This window comes from Methyloradius palustris (assembly GCF_019703875.1).
Lineage (GTDB): Bacteria > Pseudomonadota > Gammaproteobacteria > Burkholderiales > Methylophilaceae > Methyloradius > Methyloradius palustris.
Genome location: NZ_AP024110.1, coordinates 2,337,205 through 2,356,332, shown reverse-complemented (window position 1 = coordinate 2,356,332; position 19,128 = coordinate 2,337,205). Strand labels below are relative to the sequence as shown.

Annotated in this window: 18 protein-coding genes; all 18 read left to right on the top strand. The window is 51.3% G+C overall.

The genetic code is table 11. From position 1 onward, the window contains the following. The first annotated feature begins 75 nt into the window (after positions 1 to 75). The 18 genes from mraZ to ZMTM_RS11210 all read left to right on the top strand — a co-directional run bounded on the left by mraZ (position 76) and on the right by ZMTM_RS11210 (position 19,069). A complete protein-coding gene (gene mraZ, locus ZMTM_RS11295; RefSeq protein ID WP_221763944.1) occupies positions 76 to 522 on the top strand; it encodes a division/cell wall cluster transcriptional repressor MraZ in 447 nt (148 codons plus the stop codon). Further along, positions 519 to 1,502 carry a 16S rRNA (cytosine(1402)-N(4))-methyltransferase RsmH gene (gene rsmH / locus ZMTM_RS11290; RefSeq protein ID WP_221763943.1) on the top strand — a complete coding sequence of 328 codons (984 nt, stop codon included), beginning with the start codon at positions 519 to 521 and terminating at the stop codon, positions 1,500 to 1,502. Before mraZ ends, rsmH begins: the two co-directional genes overlap by 4 nt. A 27-nt stretch (positions 1,503 to 1,529) precedes the next feature. Beyond that, on the top strand, positions 1,530 to 1,844 hold the full coding sequence (gene ftsL, locus ZMTM_RS11285) for a cell division protein FtsL (protein ID WP_221763942.1): 315 nt from the start codon (positions 1,530 to 1,532) through the stop codon (positions 1,842 to 1,844). Beyond that, the gene (locus ZMTM_RS11280; RefSeq protein ID WP_221763941.1) at positions 1,841 to 3,571 is read left to right on the top strand and encodes a peptidoglycan D,D-transpeptidase FtsI family protein; all 1,731 of its coding nucleotides are present in this window, start codon (positions 1,841 to 1,843) and stop codon (positions 3,569 to 3,571) included. Before ftsL ends, ZMTM_RS11280 begins: the two co-directional genes overlap by 4 nt. Before the next feature lie 94 nt (positions 3,572 to 3,665). Beyond that, entirely contained in the window at positions 3,666 to 5,123 is a 1,458-nt protein-coding gene (locus ZMTM_RS11275) for a UDP-N-acetylmuramoyl-L-alanyl-D-glutamate--2,6-diaminopimelate ligase (protein ID WP_221763940.1), read from the top strand. Continuing rightward, positions 5,120 to 6,493, top strand: coding sequence for a UDP-N-acetylmuramoyl-tripeptide--D-alanyl-D-alanine ligase (locus ZMTM_RS11270; RefSeq protein WP_221763939.1), 1,374 nt, complete (start codon positions 5,120 to 5,122; stop codon positions 6,491 to 6,493). The genes ZMTM_RS11275 and ZMTM_RS11270 overlap by 4 nt, the downstream gene beginning before the upstream one ends. Beyond that, positions 6,494 to 7,597: a phospho-N-acetylmuramoyl-pentapeptide-transferase gene (gene mraY / locus ZMTM_RS11265; RefSeq protein ID WP_221763938.1), complete on the top strand. Its 1,104-nt coding sequence runs from the start codon at positions 6,494 to 6,496 to the stop codon at positions 7,595 to 7,597. A gap of 5 nt (positions 7,598 to 7,602) precedes the next feature. Beyond that, complete coding sequence (gene murD / locus ZMTM_RS11260; protein WP_221765703.1) at positions 7,603 to 9,006, top strand: UDP-N-acetylmuramoyl-L-alanine--D-glutamate ligase; 1,404 nt, start codon at positions 7,603 to 7,605, stop codon at positions 9,004 to 9,006. Between the two features lie 2 nt (positions 9,007 to 9,008). Beyond that, positions 9,009 to 10,163, top strand: coding sequence for a putative lipid II flippase FtsW (gene ftsW / locus ZMTM_RS11255; RefSeq protein WP_221763937.1), 1,155 nt, complete (start codon positions 9,009 to 9,011; stop codon positions 10,161 to 10,163). Next, on the top strand, positions 10,163 to 11,260 hold the full coding sequence (gene murG / locus ZMTM_RS11250; protein ID WP_221765702.1) for an undecaprenyldiphospho-muramoylpentapeptide beta-N-acetylglucosaminyltransferase: 1,098 nt from the start codon (positions 10,163 to 10,165) through the stop codon (positions 11,258 to 11,260). The genes ftsW and murG overlap by 1 nt, the downstream gene beginning before the upstream one ends. Next, positions 11,257 to 12,654, top strand: a complete 1,398-nt coding sequence (murC, locus tag ZMTM_RS11245; protein ID WP_221763936.1) for a UDP-N-acetylmuramate--L-alanine ligase — start codon at positions 11,257 to 11,259, stop codon at positions 12,652 to 12,654. The genes murG and murC overlap by 4 nt, the downstream gene beginning before the upstream one ends. Next, positions 12,654 to 13,550: a UDP-N-acetylmuramate dehydrogenase gene (murB, locus tag ZMTM_RS11240; RefSeq protein WP_221763935.1), complete on the top strand. Its 897-nt coding sequence runs from the start codon at positions 12,654 to 12,656 to the stop codon at positions 13,548 to 13,550. The genes murC and murB overlap by 1 nt, the downstream gene beginning before the upstream one ends. Further along, positions 13,543 to 14,448 (top strand): D-alanine--D-alanine ligase, encoded by a 906-nt coding sequence (locus tag ZMTM_RS11235; RefSeq protein WP_221763934.1) that lies wholly within the window; start codon positions 13,543 to 13,545, stop codon positions 14,446 to 14,448. Before murB ends, ZMTM_RS11235 begins: the two co-directional genes overlap by 8 nt. Next, entirely contained in the window at positions 14,438 to 15,175 is a 738-nt protein-coding gene (locus tag ZMTM_RS11230; RefSeq protein ID WP_221763933.1) for a cell division protein FtsQ/DivIB, read from the top strand. The genes ZMTM_RS11235 and ZMTM_RS11230 overlap by 11 nt, the downstream gene beginning before the upstream one ends. A gap of 103 nt (positions 15,176 to 15,278) precedes the next feature. Beyond that, positions 15,279 to 16,517, top strand: a complete 1,239-nt coding sequence (ftsA, locus tag ZMTM_RS11225; protein WP_221763932.1) for a cell division protein FtsA — start codon at positions 15,279 to 15,281, stop codon at positions 16,515 to 16,517. 92 nt (positions 16,518 to 16,609) lie between these two features. Further along, positions 16,610 to 17,773 (top strand): cell division protein FtsZ, encoded by a 1,164-nt coding sequence (gene ftsZ, locus ZMTM_RS11220; RefSeq protein ID WP_221763931.1) that lies wholly within the window; start codon positions 16,610 to 16,612, stop codon positions 17,771 to 17,773. A gap of 163 nt (positions 17,774 to 17,936) precedes the next feature. Continuing rightward, the gene (gene lpxC, locus ZMTM_RS11215; RefSeq protein WP_221763930.1) at positions 17,937 to 18,866 is read left to right on the top strand and encodes a UDP-3-O-acyl-N-acetylglucosamine deacetylase; all 930 of its coding nucleotides are present in this window, start codon (positions 17,937 to 17,939) and stop codon (positions 18,864 to 18,866) included. 20 nt (positions 18,867 to 18,886) lie between these two features. Next, positions 18,887 to 19,069, top strand: coding sequence for a hypothetical protein (locus ZMTM_RS11210; RefSeq protein ID WP_221763929.1), 183 nt, complete (start codon positions 18,887 to 18,889; stop codon positions 19,067 to 19,069). The last annotated feature ends 59 nt before the right edge of the window (positions 19,070 to 19,128 follow it).

The following is a 19,128-nucleotide window of genomic DNA, read 5'->3' as shown; positions in this document are numbered from 1 at the left end:
TGGTCTCATCTCCGTCTTTAATCAGCAATTGTTTTGCGCCCGCCAAACTCAATAGCGCAAAAATAAAGGGTTTTCATGTTTCGTGGTGCAACATCTTTAAGTCTTGATGCAAAAGGCAGGTTGGCAATACCTGCCAAGCATCGTGACGCCCTGCAGGCGCAATGCGCTGGGCATTTGGTGTTGACCGCACATCCGCATCGCTGCCTGCTTTTGTACCCGCAACCTGCATGGGAGCCGATACAGGCCAAAATGATGTCGCTTTCGAGCTTTGATAAGCAGTCCAGTTCCTTGCAGCGTTTGCTTGTGGGTTTTGCCGAAGATGTTGAAATGGATGCAGCGGGCCGTATGCTGGTATCTAACGTGTTACGTGATTTTGCGGGTTTAGAAAAGCAAACCATGCTGGTTGGACAAGGTAGCCATTTCGAACTTTGGGGTATGGATGCCTGGAAAGCGCAGCTTGAGAATGCGATTGCCAATGACAGCTTAACGCTGCCCACCGAGCTAGAGGGTTTCTCGCTGTGAGCGTTTCTGCTCACAACTCGCCAACCACCTCTGTTTTGCCAACTGCTTCAGTTTCGCCACATATCACAGTGCTATTGGATGAAGCCGTGGATGCGCTGGCCATCAAGCCCAATGGTATTTATGTCGATGGTACTTTCGGTCGCGGTGGACATAGCCGCAAAATCCTCGAGCAACTGGGCGCACAAGGTCGTTTGATAGGCCTTGATCGCGACTTGGCCGCTGTTGCCTCTGCTGGCAATATTAAAGACTCACGTTTTCAAATCCAACATAGCCATTTCGCGGCGATCAAAGAAGTTCTGCAGGAAATCAATATCAATAAAGTAGATGGCATTTTGCTCGACCTCGGCATTTCATCGCCGCAGATAGACGAAGGTGTGCGTGGTTTTAGTTTCAGGTTTGATGGTCCGCTGGATATGCGCATGGACCAAAGTCGTGGACAAACAGCGGCTGAGTTTCTGGCGGTGGCTTCCGAGCAACAATTAATAGGGGTAATCAAAGATTATGGTGAAGAACGGTTTGCTAAACAGATTGCAAGGGCGCTTGTTGCGGCACGCGTTGGGGGGGATTTCATCACCACTACAGGACAGCTTGCCAAGATCGTGGCAAGCGCGGTCCCCAAAATCGAGCCTGGGCAAGACCCGGCGACGCGTACATTTCAAGCTTTACGGATTTACATCAATAAAGAGCTTGAAGAGTTATCGTTAGTATTGCCGCAATGCTTGGAATTACTGGCACCTACTGGTCGTCTGGTCGTCATCAGCTTTCATTCGCTTGAAGATCGCATCGTTAAACGCTTTATTCGTGATGAGCAGGATAGAGATGATCTGCCAGGCAATTTCCCCGTGCGCGCAAAAGATTTACCGCAGCCACGCATGATGGCCATTGGTAGAACAATTAAGCCAAGTGCGGCGGAGGTTAAGCGTAATCCAAGATCGCGCAGTGCCGTATTGAGAGTGGCGGAGCGTACCAATGTCGCTTAACTACTCTATTTTTCAGGCGCAAAGCAATTGACGCGGCTGAATCTCATCCTGTTTGCGCTTTTGATTTTGACCGCACTCGGCACGATCAGCGCGCAGCATAAATCGCGCAAGCTCTATATTGAGTTGCAGCAGCATGAAGATGCCGCCAAGCAATATGACGTTGAGTGGGGGCAATTACAGCTGGAGCAAAGTACCTGGGCGATGCATGCGCGCATTGAAGATATTGCTACCCAGCAATTACATATGCAAGTGCCCGATGCCAAGCGCATACAGGTGTTGGTACAAAATGCACCTCAAAATATAACTGCGAAGCCTGCTAATAATAGCGAGGTCAAACCATGAAAGCGCATCAGCAGGTGATGATCAGGCTGCCAGTCATGCGCCGCCGCGTGCTGTTGGTGGTCGTTTTGATGGGCTTTGGCCTGCTGATTGGGCGCGGTGTGTATTTGCAGAGTTTGCATAAGGGCTTCTTGCAAAAAGAAGGGGATGCACGTTACAGCCGCTCACTGACCTTATCAGCGCATCGCGGCATGATTACCGACCGCTATGGCGTACCCTTGGCAATCAGCACGCCTGTGGAGTCTATCTGGGCGAACCCGAGCGATGTGAAAGCCAGTCCTGAGCAAGTAGCTAGATTGGCAAAGTTATTAGAAATGAAACCAGCTGACCTTGCTGGCAAGTTGGTCAACACTCAGCGCGAATTCATCTACATCAAGCGCCGCATTCCGCCAGAAGTGGCAGCACAAGTGATGCATGTAGGCGTGCCTGGCATTTTTATGCAGCGTGAATATCGCCGCTATTATCCTGATGGCGAAGTGGCAGCGCATATTGTTGGCTTTACTGGTGTGGATGAAAACGGCCAGGAAGGCATGGAGCTGAAGTATCAGGATTGGCTCTCGGGCAAATCTGGTAGTCGCCGTGTGATCAAAGATCGCCAAGGCCATATCATCGAGGATTTAGAGGCCGTTAAAGTGCCGCAGGATGGTCATGACCTGACGCTGTCTATAGACCGTCGAATTCAATATCTGGCTTATCGTGAGTTGGCAAAAGCCGTCGATATTCATAAGGCAAAAGCTGGCACGGCAGTAGTGCTTGATGCCAAAACAGGTGAAGTCCTGGCCATGGTCAGCGTGCCGACTTATAACCCGAATAATCCGCTTAACAGGAATGTAGATGGACGCTCGCGCAACCGTGCCATCGTGGATATTTTCGAGCCAGGCTCAACCCTCAAGCCATTTACCATAGCAGCTGCATTGGAAACTGGTAATTACAAGCCAGATACACTGATTCAGACCGCGCCTGGCTATATCAATATCGGCCCAGCCACTGTGCATGATGCGCACCCGCAAGGCTTGATCACCGTATCTCGTGTGATACAGGTTTCCTCCAACGTAGGTGCTGCGAAGATAGCGCTGACCATGAAACCCCAATATTTATGGGGATTCTTCAACGAATTGGGCTTCGGTAGCCCGACTCATGTTGGTTTCCCTGGCGAAGCTTCAGGCAGATTGCGCGACTATAAAACATGGCGGCCAATTGAGCAGGCAACCATGGCTTATGGTCATGGCATTAGTCTTTCCCTGCTACAGCTTGCGCATGCTTATACCGTATTTGCCAATGATGGCGAGTTGCGCCCAGTGACATTACTCAAGCAAAAAGAGCTACCAATCGGGCAGCAGGTGTTTACCGCACAAACAGCCCATGACCTTAAAGATATGCTGGAGCTGGTTGTGCAGCCTGGCGGCACAGCCCCGCGGGCGCAGATTGTGGGCTATCGCGTTGCGGGTAAAACAGGCACAGCGCACAAGCTGGGCGTTGGCGGATATCAAGCTGATAAATACGTGTCGTCATTTATTGGCATGGCACCAGCATCTGACCCTAAATTCATCATCGCGGTGATGATCGATGAACCAAGTGATGGTCAATACTACGGCGGTGCAGTGGCTGCGCCAGTATTCAATGCTGTCATGAGTGGCGTGCTACGTATGCTGGCTGTGCCGCAGGATGCACCGAATAATAATATCGTGATACCGCCTGAAAATGCGCCAGAAGTGAAGGAAGTGGTATGACACGGTATCGCGAAGCGCTGGTGCGGGAATGCCACTGGGGAGCGCCAGCAGAGGCGTTTCAATTTCATGGCAGCTTTAATTGGCGCGAGGTGGTATGACGACTCCTCTCTCTATGCTGCGCGAGAATGGCGTAAGAATCAGTGGCCTGACTTCCGATAGTCGCAAGGTAGGCAAAGGCGATCTGTTTGTTGCCTATCCGGGTGAAAGCAATGATGGGCGCGCATATATCCCGCAAGCTATTGCACAAGGCGCATCAGCAGTGGCTTGGGAGGCGGAGGGGTTTGCATGGGATGCTGATTGGCAAGTGCTGAATATTCCAGTGCCAGGCTTAAGAAAGCTCGCTGGCAATATCGCCGATGAGTTCTATGGCCAACCATCGCAAAAGCTGTGGATGATAGGTGTTACTGGTACTAACGGTAAAACATCATGCACGCATTGGCTGGCACAAGCGCTGAATGCGCTTGGTCGTAAAACGGCTGTTGTAGGCACGCTCGGTAATGGCTTCCCCGGCGCATTGTCTGCCGCCATTAACACCACGCCAGACCCAATAGTGCTGCATGGAATGCTGGCGGATTATCTGGATGAAGCGGCAAATGCTGTTGCCATGGAAGTCTCTTCCCACGGCCTCGATCAAGGTCGTTTGAACGGTGTGCATTTCAACCTCGCGGTGTTAACCAATCTTTCGCGTGATCATCTGGATTACCACGGTGACATGGCCGCCTATGCGGATGCCAAGCGCAAATTGTTTGATTGGGATGGTCTGGAATGTGCCGTGCTGAATTTGGATGATCCATTCGGCGAAGCCATCTCCGTGAGTTTACGTACGGCAGGCAAAAAGGTGCTCACCTATGGCTTGGTGGAAGGTGATGTGCGCGGTAGCCGCCTGCACTTTGACTCCCAAGGTTTATTCATGACAGTTGAAACGCCATGGGGCAATGCCGAGATTCAAGCTGCTGTGGTTGGCCGTTTTAACGCCTACAACGTGCTTGCGGTATTAGCCAGCTTGTTAGCCAGCGACGTCAAATTGAACGACGCGGTGAATGCGATCAAGCATATACAGCCTGTTGCGGGCCGCATGCAACGCTATGGCGGCGGACATAAGCCGCTAGTGGTTATTGATTACGCACATACGCCAGATGCGCTTGAGAAAGCACTGTCAGCCTTGCGTGGACAAACCACAGCCAAGCTCATCTGCGTGTTTGGTTGCGGCGGTAATCGTGATCAAGGCAAGCGCCCGTTGATGGGCGAAGTGGCTTCCCGATTGGCGAATGAAGTGATTGTCACAACTGACAATCCACGCGATGAAGACCCTGCAGACATTATCAAAGCGATTGTTGCGGGCATTAGCAGCGCTTATCAGGTGGAAACGCATAGAGAAATCGCTATCCATAATGCCATTGCCCAGGCACATACAGGTGATGTGGTGCTGGTCGCTGGTAAAGGCCATGAGGATTACCAGGAAATCGCTGGCATCAAATATCCATTCAGTGATGAAGCTGTAGTCAGGCTTGCACTCGCCCAGTATGAAAGCAGGGAGGGCGCAAATACATGATGACATTATCTGAAGTCATCACTGCGACCAGCGGCAAATTGCTCGGCCATGATGCTGTATTTAACAGCATAGGCACAGACAGCCGTGCGCTGGTAAAAGGCCAGCTGTTTGTGGCATTGCGCGGCGAAAATTTCGATGGTCATGATTATGCCGAAAAGGCCTTGCAGCAAGGCGCTGCCGGCGTGATGGTATCTGACGCTCATCTTAAGCTTGGTGCAGGCGTGTTGGTAAAAGATACTCGCTTGGGGTTAGGCGAGCTTGCCGCACATTGGCGTAATAAATTTGATATCCCCGTCGCCGCAATCACGGGTAGCAGCGGCAAGACTACAGTAAAAGAGATGCTGGCGACTATTCTGGTCGCAGCATCCAGTGTCGATGAAGTGCTGGCCACCAAAGGTAATTTCAATAATGACATCGGTCTGCCATTGACCCTGTTTCAACTTAAGCCCACCCACCGTTTTGCGGTGATTGAAATGGGCATGAATCACACAGGGGAAATCAGTTACCTGACCAAAATCGGCCGCCCCACTGTGGCTTTAGTAAATAACGCAGGCACAGCACATATCGCCAACCTGGGCTCGGTAGAAGCGATTGCCCAGGCCAAGGGCGAAATTTTTGAAGGCTTGGCCGAAGACGGTATTGCTGTCATCAATGCTGATGACACATTCGCGCCATTATGGAAAAAATTGGCTGGTCAATATGCAGTGACCACATTTGGGTTGACCCAGCCTGCTGATGTGACTGCCAGTTTTTCACTCACTAGCGATTACAGCGACATTCAACTCAAGACTCCCAAAGGCGATATCAGTCTGCAACTTCCAGCTGCCGGTGAGCACAATGTGCGCAATGCGTTGGCCGCTGCAGCAGCTGCTCTGGCGATGGGCATCAGCCTCGAAAAGATCGCAGAAGGCTTGGCGCAATTCAAAGGTGCTAAAGGCCGTTTGCAGCAGAAGCGCGGCATCAACGGCGCGCTAGTCATTGATGATACATACAACGCCAACCCATCATCCATGAAGGCTGCAATTGATGTGCTAGCTGCGCGTAGTGAAAACCAGATACTGGTATTGGGCGATATGGGTGAGCTTGGCGATGAAGCCGCAAGTTTGCACGCTGAGATCGGTCGTTATGCTAAAGCTTCCAAAATCCCTGCACTGTATGTGTTGGGTGATCTGAGTCGCGAGACTGCTGCTGCTTTTGGTGAAAATGCGCATCATTTTGACAGTGCTGAATCACTGTCTGCGAGCGTTAAATCGCTGCTGAATCCACAAACAGTCTTGTTGGTGAAAGGTTCCAGATTCATGCAAATGGAACGGGTCGTCGAACAATTGCTGGAAAAATCCGAAGATTCAAAAGATAGGGAGAAACACTAGATGCTGTTAGAACTAGCACGCTTGCTGGGGCACGACATCCGCGCATTTAATGTATTCAATTACATCACGCTGCGTGCGGTGATGGCGACATTAACGGCGCTGACCATTTCATTTGTAGTCGGCCCAGGCCTGATTCGCAAGCTCACACAATATAAAGTTGGCCAATCGGTACGCGATGATGGCCCACAAACTCACTTGATTAAAGCAGGTACGCCAACCATGGGCGGCGCGCTGATTCTGGTGGCAATCGCTATCTCTACGCTGTTGTGGGCTGATCTAGGTAATCGCTTCGTTTGGGTGGTGCTGATCGTGACCTTGGGCTTCGGTATCGTTGGGTTTGTCGATGACTGGCGCAAGGTGGTCTATCGCAATCCCAAAGGTTTGTCGGCCAAAGAGAAGTACTTTTGGCAAACCGTGATTGGCTTTGGCGCTGCGGTTTATCTCTGGTACACATCCACAATCCCTGCGGAAACCACGCTGATATTTCCTTTCTTCAAAACGCTAGTGCTGCCATTGGGCGCGTTCGGATTTATTTTGCTGACCTATCTGGTGATCGTCGGTAGCAGCAATGCAGTGAATCTGACCGATGGTCTTGATGGCCTAGCCATCATGCCGACTGTGATGGTGGCAAGTGCACTGGCTATTTTTGCTTATGCTTCAGGCCATGTGTACTTCTCCAAATACCTGGGTATTCCTTATGTGCCGGGCGCAGGTGAACTGGCTGTATTTTGTGCGGCCATCGGCGGTGCAGGGCTTGGCTTCCTCTGGTTCAACGCATACCCAGCAGAAGTGTTCATGGGTGACGTAGGGGCATTGGCGCTCGGCGCTGCTCTTGGCGTGGTAGCCGTGATCGTAAGGCAAGAAATCGTGCTGTTTATCATGGGTGGTGTGTTTGTCGTCGAAACCTTGTCTGTGGCTGCTCAGGTGACTTATTTCAAATACACCAAATATAGATTTGGTACAGGAAAACGCATCTTCCTCATGGCGCCTTTGCACCATCACTATGAGCAAAAAGGTTGGAAAGAAACACAAGTAGTGGTGCGCTTCTGGATCATCACCATGATGCTGGTGCTGGTCGGATTATCTACATTGAAGTTGCGATAAAACTAATGATGCTATCTCTCGAAAACAAACAGGTGTTGGTGCTAGGGCTAGGTGATACCGGCCTCTCGGCACTGCGCTGGCTGAAAAGCCGCGGCGCCGTGTTGTCTGTCGCGGATAGCCGTGAAGTGCTGCCAAGCGTACATAAGCTGCAAGCTGAAATGCCAGAAGTGAGCATCACGTTAGGGGCATTCAAGCCTGAGACGTTTGCTAATGCTGAGCTGATAGTCATTAGCCCGGGGGTGGCGTTGGCTGAGCCAGAAGTACAAGCTGCGATTGCACGCGGCGTGAAAGTGGTGGGCGATGTTGAGTTGTTCGCCCAGTACCGCAACCCGTCTGCCAAAGTGATCGCGATTACCGGCTCGAACGGCAAGACTACAGTGACAACTTTGGTAGGTGAAATGTGCAAAGCTGCGGGGCTGAAAACGGTCGTAGCGGGCAATATCGGCTTGCCCGTTTTGGATGCCTTGTTTCAGGCTGAGCAAGCTGGCGATACACCAGATGTGTACGTGCTCGAGCTCTCCAGCTTTCAACTGGAAACCACCAATTCATTGATTGCAGATGCCGCCACCGTGCTCAATATCAGCGAAGATCACATGGATCGCTACGAGAGTCTGCACGACTATGCGGCGGCCAAGGCGCGGATTTTTGAGCACGCGAATCTGCAAGTACTCAATCGCCAGGATGTGTGGTCAGACGGTATGGCGCTGCCTGAGCTCGATCAAATCACTTTTGGTGCCGATGTGCCTAAAGTCACTACCGACTATGGCTTGTTATCGAAAGATGGAAAGTTAAGCCTAGCGTTCGGCCAGCAGGCCTTAATGCCTGTGAGCGAGTTGCAAATCGCTGGCCTGCATAATGCCGCCAATGCGCTGGCAGCGCTGGCATTGTGTCGTGCGATCGACATTGATTTTGAACCGTTATTAGTGGTATTACGTCGCTTTAAAGGCTTGCCACATCGCGTGGAATGGGTGGCCGAGATTGCCAACGTTGCATTCTATGATGATTCAAAAGGTACCAATGTAGGCGCAACATGCGCTGCGCTTGCTGGGCTGAATGCAGCTAGTGATAAAAAAGTGGTTTTAATCGCAGGTGGCGATGGCAAAGGGCAGGATTTCTCACCACTTAGAGCTCCCGTCAAAAATAAGGCGCGTGCCGTGGTGCTGATTGGGCGAGATAGCGAGCTGATTGCTGCTGCGTTGGCAGGCATTCCAGTGCCACAAATCCAGGCTAGCTCAATGGAAGACGCTGTGAAAAAAGCCTTTGTTGCTGCCCAAATAGGCGATGCGGTATTGCTTTCCCCTGCTTGCGCCAGCTTTGATATGTTCCGCAATTATGTGCATCGGGCTGAAGTCTTCATCGCCGCCGTGAAAGATTTGAGCATGCGTCAAGCTCAGATGGAGGGCGTGTAATCATGTACATGCTGAGCAGCCGCAATCACATCAGCACATCGCCCTATGATCAGGGATTGATGTGGGTGACCTTGATATTGCTGGGATTTGGCCTGGTGATGGTGTATTCGGCTTCAATCGCATTGGCCGAGGCTGATCGAGCCACGGGTCACCAGTCCACTTATTTCCTGGTACGTCAAGCGGTGTATATCGTCATCAGTTTGGTTGCCGCGTTTATTGCGTTTCAGATCCCCACGCAAACCTGGCAAAAACTCGCGCCTTACCTGTTTTTGGCAGGTATTGCCATGCTCATCATGGTGTTGGTATTTGGCCGCAATGTGAACGGTAGCCAGCGCTGGTTATCACTGTTCGTATTCAATCTGCAGCCTTCCGAATTCATGAAGCTGTTCGCCGCGATTTATGTGTCTGACTATGCCATCCGCAAGGCGCATTTGATGGATAGCATCACGCGCGGTTTTTTGCCGATGGTAGGCGTGATGTTCGTGATTGGCCTGCTGCTGCTGCGCGAGCCTGATTTTGGGGCGTTCGCCGTGATTGCCTCAATTTCTATTTCCATCCTTTGGCTAGGCGGCATCAACGGCAAGATATTCGCTGGGCTGCTCGGTTTATTGCCGATTGCTGTGATCGGGCTTATCTGGAGCTCGCCATATCGTCTGCAACGCGTGGTGGGCTTTATGGATCCATGGGCTGATCCATTCGGCAAAGGCTACCAGCTTTCACATGCGCTGATTGCGTTTGGTCGCGGAGAATGGTTTGGCGTTGGGCTTGGTGCCAGTGTTGAAAAACTACTTTACCTACCTGAAGCTCATACCGATTTCTTGCTGGCGGTGATTGCCGAAGAGCTAGGCTTCGTTGGCGTGGTCACCGTGATATTGCTGTTTTCATGGTTGGTATTGCGCGCGTTTTCAATCGGCAAAAAAGCCGTTGCCAATGAGCGTTATTTCTCTGCCTTGCTGGCACAGGGGATTGGCGTCTGGATGGGTGTGCAGGGCATTATCAATATGGGCGTGAATATGGGCGTGTTGCCAACCAAGGGTCTGACGCTGCCCCTGCTCTCATATGGTGGTAGCGGCATTTTGGCCAATTGCATCGCGCTCGCTGTACTGCTCCGTATTGATTGGGAAAACAGGCGAATCGAGAAAGGCTTGCCAGTATGATGGCCAAGACCATACTCATTATGGCAGCAGGCACTGGTGGACACATTATGCCGGGGCTAGCCGTGGCAAAAGCCATGCAGTCGCGTGGCTGGAATGTGCATTGGCTAGGCACCAAACACGGCATGGAAAACAAGCTGGTGCCGCCTACTGGTATTGCTATGACCACGATTGATTTCTCTGGTTTACGTGGCAAAGGCTTGGTGCACACATTCCGCGGAGTATTCAAGCTGTTATTTTCTGCGATAGCAGCTTGGCTGCTGATGGGGCGTCTGCGCCCACAAGTCATATTGGGCATGGGCGGCTATGTGACAGTACCAGGCGGCTGGGCTGCGCGCCTGCGCAAGTTGCCTTTGGCCGTGGTGAATGCAGATGCCGCATTGCTGATGTCAAACAAAGCGCTGGTCAGCTCCGCCCAACGCATATTGTTTGGCTTCGACGGCGAATATGCAAGATCAGGTGACTTGGAACAAAAGGCGCGTGTAACGGGTAATCCAGTGCGCGCTGAAATTAATCAAATCCCAAGCCCAGAGCTTCGTATGGCTGGGCGCACAGGACCACTCAAATTACTGGTTGTGGGTGGCAGTCTCGGTGCGCAGGCACTTAATGATTTGTTGCCAAGAGCATTGAGCTTATTGCCATATCCGCGCCCTGTGGTGACGCATCAATCTGGTGAGAAACATATTGTTACCCTCCAAACTGGTTACAGCATTGTGGGCGTTGAAGCACAGGTAATCCCTTTTATTGAAAATATGGCAGCGGCTTATGCCGAGGCTGACTTAGTGATTTGTCGCGCAGGTGCGATTACCGTCAGTGAGCTTGCGGTGGCAGGCGTGGCTAGTGTACTGGTGCCATTAGTTGTATCAACCACCTCGCATCAACGAGATAACGCACGCTGGCTGGCCGAACATGGCGCGGCTATCTACCTGCCACAAGATGAATTGACAGCAGATGGCCTGGCAGAACTGTTAAGAACCATCACACGCGAACAATTGCTAGGCATGGCGCAATCTGCGCGCAGGCTTGGTAAACCACAGGCAACGGATGCGATTGTGGCTGAGCTAGAAGCCATTGCATTGCCAGAAAGCCAGAGATCATGAAACATAAAGTAAAACACATCCATTTTGTCGGTATTGGTGGCTCAGGCATGAGCGGTATTGCAGAGGTGTTGATCAATTTGGGCTTTAGCGTTACTGGGTCTGACCTGGCAGATAACAGCACAACTCAACGCCTGAAGAAATTGGGCGCAAAAGTCTATCAAGGTCATGCAACAGAAAATCTCGCCAAGGCTGATGTGGTGGTGGTTTCCAGCGCGGTGAACGAAAGTAACCCTGAAATTGTTGAGGCACGTAGCCGCAATATCCCTGTAGTGCCGCGCGCCATCATGCTGGCTGAGCTGATGCGTTTCCGCCAGGGCATTGCAGTTGCAGGCACACATGGCAAGACCACAACCACCAGCTTGATTGCGAGCATTCTTGCTGAGGCGGGTATGGATCCAACCTACGTCATCGGCGGCCGCCTGGAATCAGCCAATGCCAATGCCAAGCTCGGTACAGGCGAGTTTATCGTGGCCGAGGCCGATGAGTCCGATGCCTCATTTCTCCACCTTACGCCAGTGCTTTCCGTGGTGACCAATATTGATGCTGACCATATGGACACCTATGGCCACGACTTCGAGAAGCTTAAGGGCGCGTTCATTGAGTTCCTGCAGCAACTGCCTTTTTACGGCATGGCAGTGGTGTGTATCGACGATGCGAATATCCGCGCGATTTTGCCTAGCATTACCAAGCCTGTAATGCCCTATGGGTTTTCAGAAGATGCCCGCGTGCGTGGCAGCAATGTGCGCGCCGATGACGGCAAGATGCACTTCACCGTAGAACGCATCAACGGCAAGACAACCACCTTTGATGTCACGCTTAACCTGCCTGGCAATCATTATGTATTGAATGCGCTGGCTGCCATTGCCGTCGCCAGCGAGCTCAATGTGCCAGATGCTGCGATTATCAAAGCGCTGAAAGAATTCAAAGGCGTAGGCCGCCGTTTCGAGCGGTATGGCGAAGTGCCAGCAAAGCAAGGCGGCTCATTCACCTTGATCGATGATTATGGCCACCACCCAGTAGAGATGCAGGCCGTGATTGCCGCTGCCCGTGGGGCGTTTCCAGATCGTCGCCTTGTGCTGGCTTTTCAGCCTCATCGCTACACGCGCACCCGCGATTGTTTTGAAGATTTTGTGAAGGTGCTTTCCAGTGCTGATGCTGTTGTGCTGACAGAAGTCTATTCCGCCGGCGAGACACCAATCATCGCCGCCGACGGCCGCACCTTGGTGCGTGCATTACGTGTGCTAGGCAAAGTTGAGCCACTGTTTGTAGAAACTACTGCTGAATTACCAGAAGCTATTTTGGGTATCGCCAAAGATGGCGATGTCGTGATCGTCATGGGCGCGGGCAGCATAGGCCAGGTCGCCGCTAATACCAAAGAGGCAGCAACAGCGTGATGGCACAACGACTCACTCCTTCCACAGGTCAATTGCTCCTGAACGAGCCATTGACACGCTACAACAGCTGGCGTGTGGGCGGTGCTGCAGATCGTTTATACATCCCTGCTGGGCTGGAAGATTTGCAGGGTTTCTTGAGTGGACTGCCACAGACAGAACCTGTGCATTTTATTGGGCTGGGTTCTAACTTGTTGATACGCGATGGTGGCGTGCGCGGCACAGTGGTGTTGATGCACAACGTGCTGACAGGCCTGCAAATCGAAGGTGGTTTGCTCTACGCCGAAGCAGGCGTGACTTGCGCAAAAGTGGCCAAATTTTCAGCCAAACAATCACGACAAGGTGCGGAATTCCTTGCAGGCATCCCAGGCACAGTGGGCGGCGCACTTGCCATGAATGCTGGCTGCCACGGCAGCGAGACTTGGGACATCGTGCAAAAAGTATTAACCATAGACCAGCACGGTGTGGTGCATGCCCGTGAAAAGTCTGAATTTATTGCGACATACCGCCATGTAGATATGCCAGCTCAGGAGTGGTTTTTGGCCGCATGGTTTTGTCTTGAAAGCGGAGATACATCTGCCTCTGAACTCAAAATCAAGCAGCTACTTGCCAAGCGTTTGGCAACGCAGCCACTGAATCTGCCGAATGCGGGCTCTACTTTCCGTAATCCGCCAAACGACTATGCCGCAAGGTTGATTGAGGTGAGTGGGTTGAAAGGTTACAGCATTGGTGGCGCGCAAGTATCAGAAAAGCATGCCAATTTTATTGTGAATACAGGCAACGCAACTGCGGCCGAGATAGAACAGTTGATCGCGCATATGCAGGCCGTGGTCAAGCAGCAACATGGTGTGGATTTAGAACAAGAGGTCAGGGTGATTGGAGAATTCTCAAATGCGTAATTTTGGGCGGGTAGCGGTGTTATTGGGCGGCCGCTCTGGCGAGCGTGAAGTTTCGTTGAATAGCGGCAATGCCGTGTTGGCTGCCTTGCTGCGTAGCGGCGTTGATGCCCATGCTTTTGATACGGCCGCACGTCCATTAGCTGAGCTTGTTGCGTTTGATCGCGTATTCATTGCCCTGCATGGTCGCTATGGTGAAGACGGCACTATTCAGGGCGCATTGGAGCTGATGGGCGTTCCTTACACAGGTAGTGGAGTCATGGCGTCTAGCGTCGGTATGGATAAATGGCGTACCAAGCTGCTGTGGCGCTCTGCTGGCATTGCGACACCAGAATTCACCTTGGTTAATGAAAGTTCTGATTTTGCAGCGATAGAACAACAGCTCGGCTTACCTTTGTTTGTGAAGCCAGCCAATGAAGGCTCGAGCATCGGTATCAGCAAGGTTAAAAAGGCTGGTGATCTAAAGGCCGCTTACGAACTGGCTGCCAAGTCAGATCCATTGGTCATTGCGGAACAGTTTGTTGGTGGCGGTGAATATACCGTAGGCATTCTTGGTGACAAGGCGTTGCCCATCATCCGTATCGTGCCTGCCAACGAATTCTACGATTACGAAGCGAAATACCTGCGTGACGACACCCAGTATCTCTGCCCTTGTGGCTTATCTGCCGAAAAAGAAGCGCAGATTCAGGCTGAAGCTTTACAGGCCTTCAAGGTGATTGGTGGGCGTGGCTGGGGACGTGTTGATTTCCTGATGGATGAAGCTGGCCAGCATTATTTCCTTGAGGTAAATACTTCGCCCGGCATGACAGACCATAGCCTGGTGCCGATGGCGGCTAAGGCTTCTGGCCTCAGTTTTTATGAATTAGTGCTGAATATTCTGGAGTTAGCCCGTGTGGGATAAACCACAAATTCTCAACTGGATTGCTAACTTCCTGTTTGCGTTGGCAACTGTGCTCATGCTCTACGGCACGCTTTATGTGGTGGTGCACTTGCCCATATTCCCGCTGCGCGAAGTGCATGTGGATGGGCAACTCAAGCATGTGACGCGTGAGCAGTTGAAGTTGATTGTGACGCAGCATCTGCAAGGTAATTTTTTCACGCTTGATTTACGTCATGCGCGTGATGCCTTTGAGAAGCTGCCTTGGGCGCGGAACGTCAGCGTTCGTCGCCGCTGGCCAGACAGACTGGAAGTGGTTGTTGAAGAACATCAGGAATTGGCACGCTGGGGAAATATTGCTTTGGTGAATACTTATGGGGAATTGTTTCAAGCGGCTTCGGATAGCGATTTACCTGTGTTCTACGGCCCGGGCGATGGCGTCCGTGAAGTCGCTGAGCACTACAGCGAATACAGCAAGCTGTTGGCACCTACGGGCATGAAAGTCGCCGAGCTTGCGCTTACGCCGCGCCGCGCTTGGGAGATCAAGACAGATAAAGACATGGTGATTGAGCTGGGGCGTGAAGAGATGGATGCGCGACTGAACAAGTTTGTCAGCGTATATGCCAACGCAATTGCGCCTTTGGGCAATACGGTTCGCTACGCTGATTTACGGTATCCAAACGGTTTTTCAGTACGTAAACCAGCACCAACCAATAGCGCGCCAGCAGCTGCTAAAGCAGGCGCAGCATGAATGAATATAAAGCAATAGGCCTGAAATCAGGCAAAGGGGAAATGATGGAACTAACAAACGTTAGCAACAAGCTAGACACTATCAAAGCACACTGGAGCGCCGAATGAGCAAAATTAGGGATGATAAAAATCTGATTGTTGGCCTGGATATCGGCACATCCAAGATTGTGGCCATTGTGGCTGAGTTGCAGCTGGACGGCAGTCTCAAAGTGATCGGGCTTGGTCAGCATGCCTCACGCGGCCTGAAAAAGGGCGTGGTGATCAACATTGATTCCACTGTGCAAGCTATACAACGTGCGCTGGAAGAAGCTGAGTTGATGGCGGACTGCAAAATCAGCACCGTGTTTACAGGCATTGCCGGCAGCCACATCAAGAGCCTGAATTCACATGGCATGGTCAAGATCAAGGATGCGGAAGTGACGCAGGCTGATGTTGAGCGTGTGATCGAAACCGCGAGAGCGATTGCACTGCCGTCTGACCAACAGATTCTGCATATCCTCACGCAGGAATTCATCATCGATGGTCAAGAAGATGTGCGTGAGCCTTACGGCATGAGCGGTATGAAGCTTGAAGTGAAAGTGCATATCGTCACTGGCGCAGTGGCGGCGGCACAGAACATCGTCAAATGTATCAAGCGCTGCGGCTTAGAAGTCAGCGATTTGATTTTGCAGCCTCTGGCTTCAAGCACAGCTGTGTTGACGGAAGACGAAAAAGAGCTGGGCGTTTGCCTGGTGGATATCGGCGGCGGCACGACTGATATCGCAGTGTTCAAACAAGGCGCGATTCGCCATACCGCAGTGGTGCCGATTGCTGGCGATCAGATTACCAATGACGTAGCTGTGGCGTTCCGCACGCCGACCCAGTCTGCCGAAGAAATCAAGATCAAGTATGGCTGCGCACTGCGCCAGTTATCCGATGCACGCGAAGTGGTTGAAGTGCCAGGTGTTGATGGCCGTGAAGCCCGCCAGCTCTCGCTACAAACGCTGGCTGAAGTGATCGAGCCTCGTGTGGTCGAGCTGTATGAGTTTGTGCTCGGTGAGCTGCGTCGAAGCGGTATGGAGGAAATGATTGCCTCTGGCATCGTTATCACAGGGGGTTCCTCCATGATGCGCGGCATGGTCGAGCTGGGTGAGGAAATCTTCCACATGCCAGTTCGTTTGGGTATGCCACGTTATGTGGGCGGCTTATCTGAAGTTGTTGGCAATCCACGTTACGCCACAGGCGTCGGCCTCGTATTAATGGGCAAGGCGCAGGTGGAGCGGCAATTATTAGGGCAGATGGATTCGAACTCGTTTGGCCAGATATTCAGCAAGATGAAGAGCTGGTTTCAGGGTAATTTTTAGTAGTAGGCAGTAGTAAAAGTAGGGCAGAAAAGTAGTCAGGCAGAAGCAAGTAGCTAGATAAACGTTAGATAGTTAAACCAAGGAGAAACACAATGTTTGAGATTATGGATAGAGACTCGCAAGAGGCGGTAATTAAAGTGATTGGTGTCGGTGGTTGCGGTGGTAACGCAGTCGCCCACATGATCGAAAAAGCGGTCGGTGGTGTGGAATTCATTTGCGCCAATACCGATATGCAAGCGCTTAAAAAGAGCCAGGCCAAAACTATTTTGCAGATTGGTACTGATATTACTAAAGGCTTAGGGGCAGGCGCACGTCCACAAGTTGGCCGTGATGCTGCGCTTGAAGACCGTGACCGTATCGCCGAAATCATTGATGGTGCAGATATGTTGTTCATCGCTGCGGGTATGGGCGGCGGCACTGGTACTGGCGCTGCACCTATCATCGCTGAAGTCGCGAAAGAAATGGGCATACTGACAGTAGCTGTGGTTACCAAGCCATTCGCCTTTGAAGGCAAGCGTACCAAGATTGCGCAAGAAGGCCTGGAAGAACTTTCTCGCCATGTGGACTCTCTGATTGTTATCCCTAACGAAAAGCTGATGGAAGTATTGGGCGAAGATGTGCCTTTCCTTGCAGCGTTCGAGGCAGCGAATGACGTATTGCACAACGCGGTTGCTGGTATTGCCGAGATCATTAATTGCCCAGGCATGGTCAACGTCGACTTTGCTGACGTACGTACCGTCATGTCTGAAATGGGTATGGCGATGATGGGTTCAGCAATGGCTACAGGCCCTAATCGTGCGATTATCGCAGCAGAGCAAGCGGTTGCCAGCCCATTGCTGGAAGATGTCAACCTAGCCAATGCGCGCGGCGTTCTAGTGAACATCACCGCCAGCAGTTCTTTCAAGATGAAGGAATACTACGATGTGATGAACACCATCAAGGCGTTCACCGCTGAAGATGCTACTGTCATCGTGGGTAACGTGTTTGACGAATCTATTGGTGATGGGTTGCGTGTGACTATGGTTGCAACAGGTTTGAATGCTGCGATGGCACGCCGCCAGCAAAAACCTGAATTGCGCGTCATGACACAAGTACGTGATGGTACGACCAATCAGCCAATTTACAGCGGTGTAGTAGAGGATGAAGCACCAGCTGTATTCAGCTCAAATGGCCGTCGTTCACAGGTTGAAGCCATGAAGATGCAAGGGGTTGAAGAGTATGACATCCCAGCATTTTTGCGTAAGCAGGCTGATTAAGCGCTAAATTGTTAGTTTGTATGTGCTTGTTATAAAAGAGAAATAATTGCCTTTGTGCCAGTAAATGCTGCATATGTGCTATCATTTCGTAACAATATAGTGAGATTATTTCTTGCAGCTTAGCAGTTGATTAAGCTCAAGAAATAAAAGAAAAGAGAAAACAGTGCTCAAACAGAGAACACTTAAAAATCTAATTCGCGCCACTGGCGTTGGGTTGCACACAGGTGACAAGGTTGAATTGACCTTGCGTCCCGCTGCGCCTGATACCGGCATTGTATTTCGCCGAACCGATCTGCCCGGTTCAGCAGAAATCAAAGTCGCGCCTCACTATGTCACCGATACTCGCTTGTGTTCTGCCTTGGTACACAAGGAGGTTCGGGTTGCGACAGTTGAGCATCTCATGTCTGCATTTGCTGGTTTAGGTATTGACAATGTGTACGTTGAATTAAGTGCGGGTGAAGTGCCTATCATGGATGGCAGTTCTGGGCCGTTCGTATTCCTGCTACAACAAGCGGGCATCATTGAGCAACCTGTGCCCAAGAAATTCATCCGTATCAAGAAAACCGTAGAAGTACATGACGGCGACAAATGGGTGCGCTTTGAGCCATATTTTGGCTTCAAGATTGATTTTACGATAGATTTTGACCACCCGGTATTTGAGCACTCTGGCCAGAATGTGAAGATCGATTTTGCTGATAATTCATATATTAAAGAAGTCAGTCGCGCGCGCACCTTTGGTTTTATGCATGAGGTTGAAGCCCTGCGCTCCATGGGGCTTGCGCGTGGCGGTAGTTTAGATAATGCGATTGTGCTGGATGAGTACCGCATCCTGAACAACGATGGTTTGCGCTATGACGACGAATTCGCCAAGCATAAGGTGCTAGATGCGATTGGCGATTTATATGTACTCGGTCATCCGCTGATTGGCGCATTCACAGCTTACAAGTCTGGTCATGCGCTTAACAACCAATTGCTACGTACTTTGCTGGCTGACGAGAGTGCTTGGGAATACGCCACGTTTGACCGTTTTGAAGAGGCTCCGAGTGGTTTTCAAAGCCCGATTGGCGTAGCGCCAGTCTTACATTACGCTTAATGACTGTCCGCTAACAGCCTATGCTGATACTGCGATTATTGGGCATTTTAGGCGTTATTTCAGTCGCAATTTCTTTTGGCATCTACTTATTGACTGGCGATAAACGCTACTTGCGTTTTTCATGGCAGCTCATCAAATTCACGCTGGTGCTGATCGCGATCACGCTGCTGGTCATCTCCATGGGGCGCATTATTCTTTTTTAATTGGTTCAGAATCATGCTGTCTAAACCTTGTCTGAACCAATATCCATGCATGTTTCATA

What these genes read in the sequence shown, in the direction of transcription:
- murG (WP_221765702.1), top strand. Translation starts at nt 10,163, where the DNA reads ATGGCCAAGACCATACTCATTATGGCAGCAGGCACTGGTGGACACATT.
- ftsA (WP_221763932.1), top strand. Translation starts at nt 15,279, where the DNA reads ATGAGCAAAATTAGGGATGATAAAAATCTGATTGTTGGCCTGGATATC.
- ZMTM_RS11270 (WP_221763939.1), top strand. Translation starts at nt 5,120, where the DNA reads ATGATGACATTATCTGAAGTCATCACTGCGACCAGCGGCAAATTGCTC.
- ftsZ (WP_221763931.1), top strand. Translation starts at nt 16,610, where the DNA reads ATGTTTGAGATTATGGATAGAGACTCGCAAGAGGCGGTAATTAAAGTG.
- murD (WP_221765703.1), top strand. Translation starts at nt 7,603, where the DNA reads ATGATGCTATCTCTCGAAAACAAACAGGTGTTGGTGCTAGGGCTAGGT.
- mraZ (WP_221763944.1), top strand. Translation starts at nt 76, where the DNA reads ATGTTTCGTGGTGCAACATCTTTAAGTCTTGATGCAAAAGGCAGGTTG.
- ftsW (WP_221763937.1), top strand. Translation starts at nt 9,009, where the DNA reads ATGTACATGCTGAGCAGCCGCAATCACATCAGCACATCGCCCTATGAT.
- ZMTM_RS11235 (WP_221763934.1), top strand. Translation starts at nt 13,543, where the DNA reads ATGCGTAATTTTGGGCGGGTAGCGGTGTTATTGGGCGGCCGCTCTGGC.
- ZMTM_RS11275 (WP_221763940.1), top strand. Translation starts at nt 3,666, where the DNA reads ATGACGACTCCTCTCTCTATGCTGCGCGAGAATGGCGTAAGAATCAGT.
- murC (WP_221763936.1), top strand. Translation starts at nt 11,257, where the DNA reads ATGAAACATAAAGTAAAACACATCCATTTTGTCGGTATTGGTGGCTCA.
- murB (WP_221763935.1), top strand. Translation starts at nt 12,654, where the DNA reads ATGGCACAACGACTCACTCCTTCCACAGGTCAATTGCTCCTGAACGAG.
- ZMTM_RS11280 (WP_221763941.1), top strand. Translation starts at nt 1,841, where the DNA reads ATGAAAGCGCATCAGCAGGTGATGATCAGGCTGCCAGTCATGCGCCGC.
- mraY (WP_221763938.1), top strand. Translation starts at nt 6,494, where the DNA reads ATGCTGTTAGAACTAGCACGCTTGCTGGGGCACGACATCCGCGCATTT.
- ZMTM_RS11210 (WP_221763929.1), top strand. Translation starts at nt 18,887, where the DNA reads ATGCTGATACTGCGATTATTGGGCATTTTAGGCGTTATTTCAGTCGCA.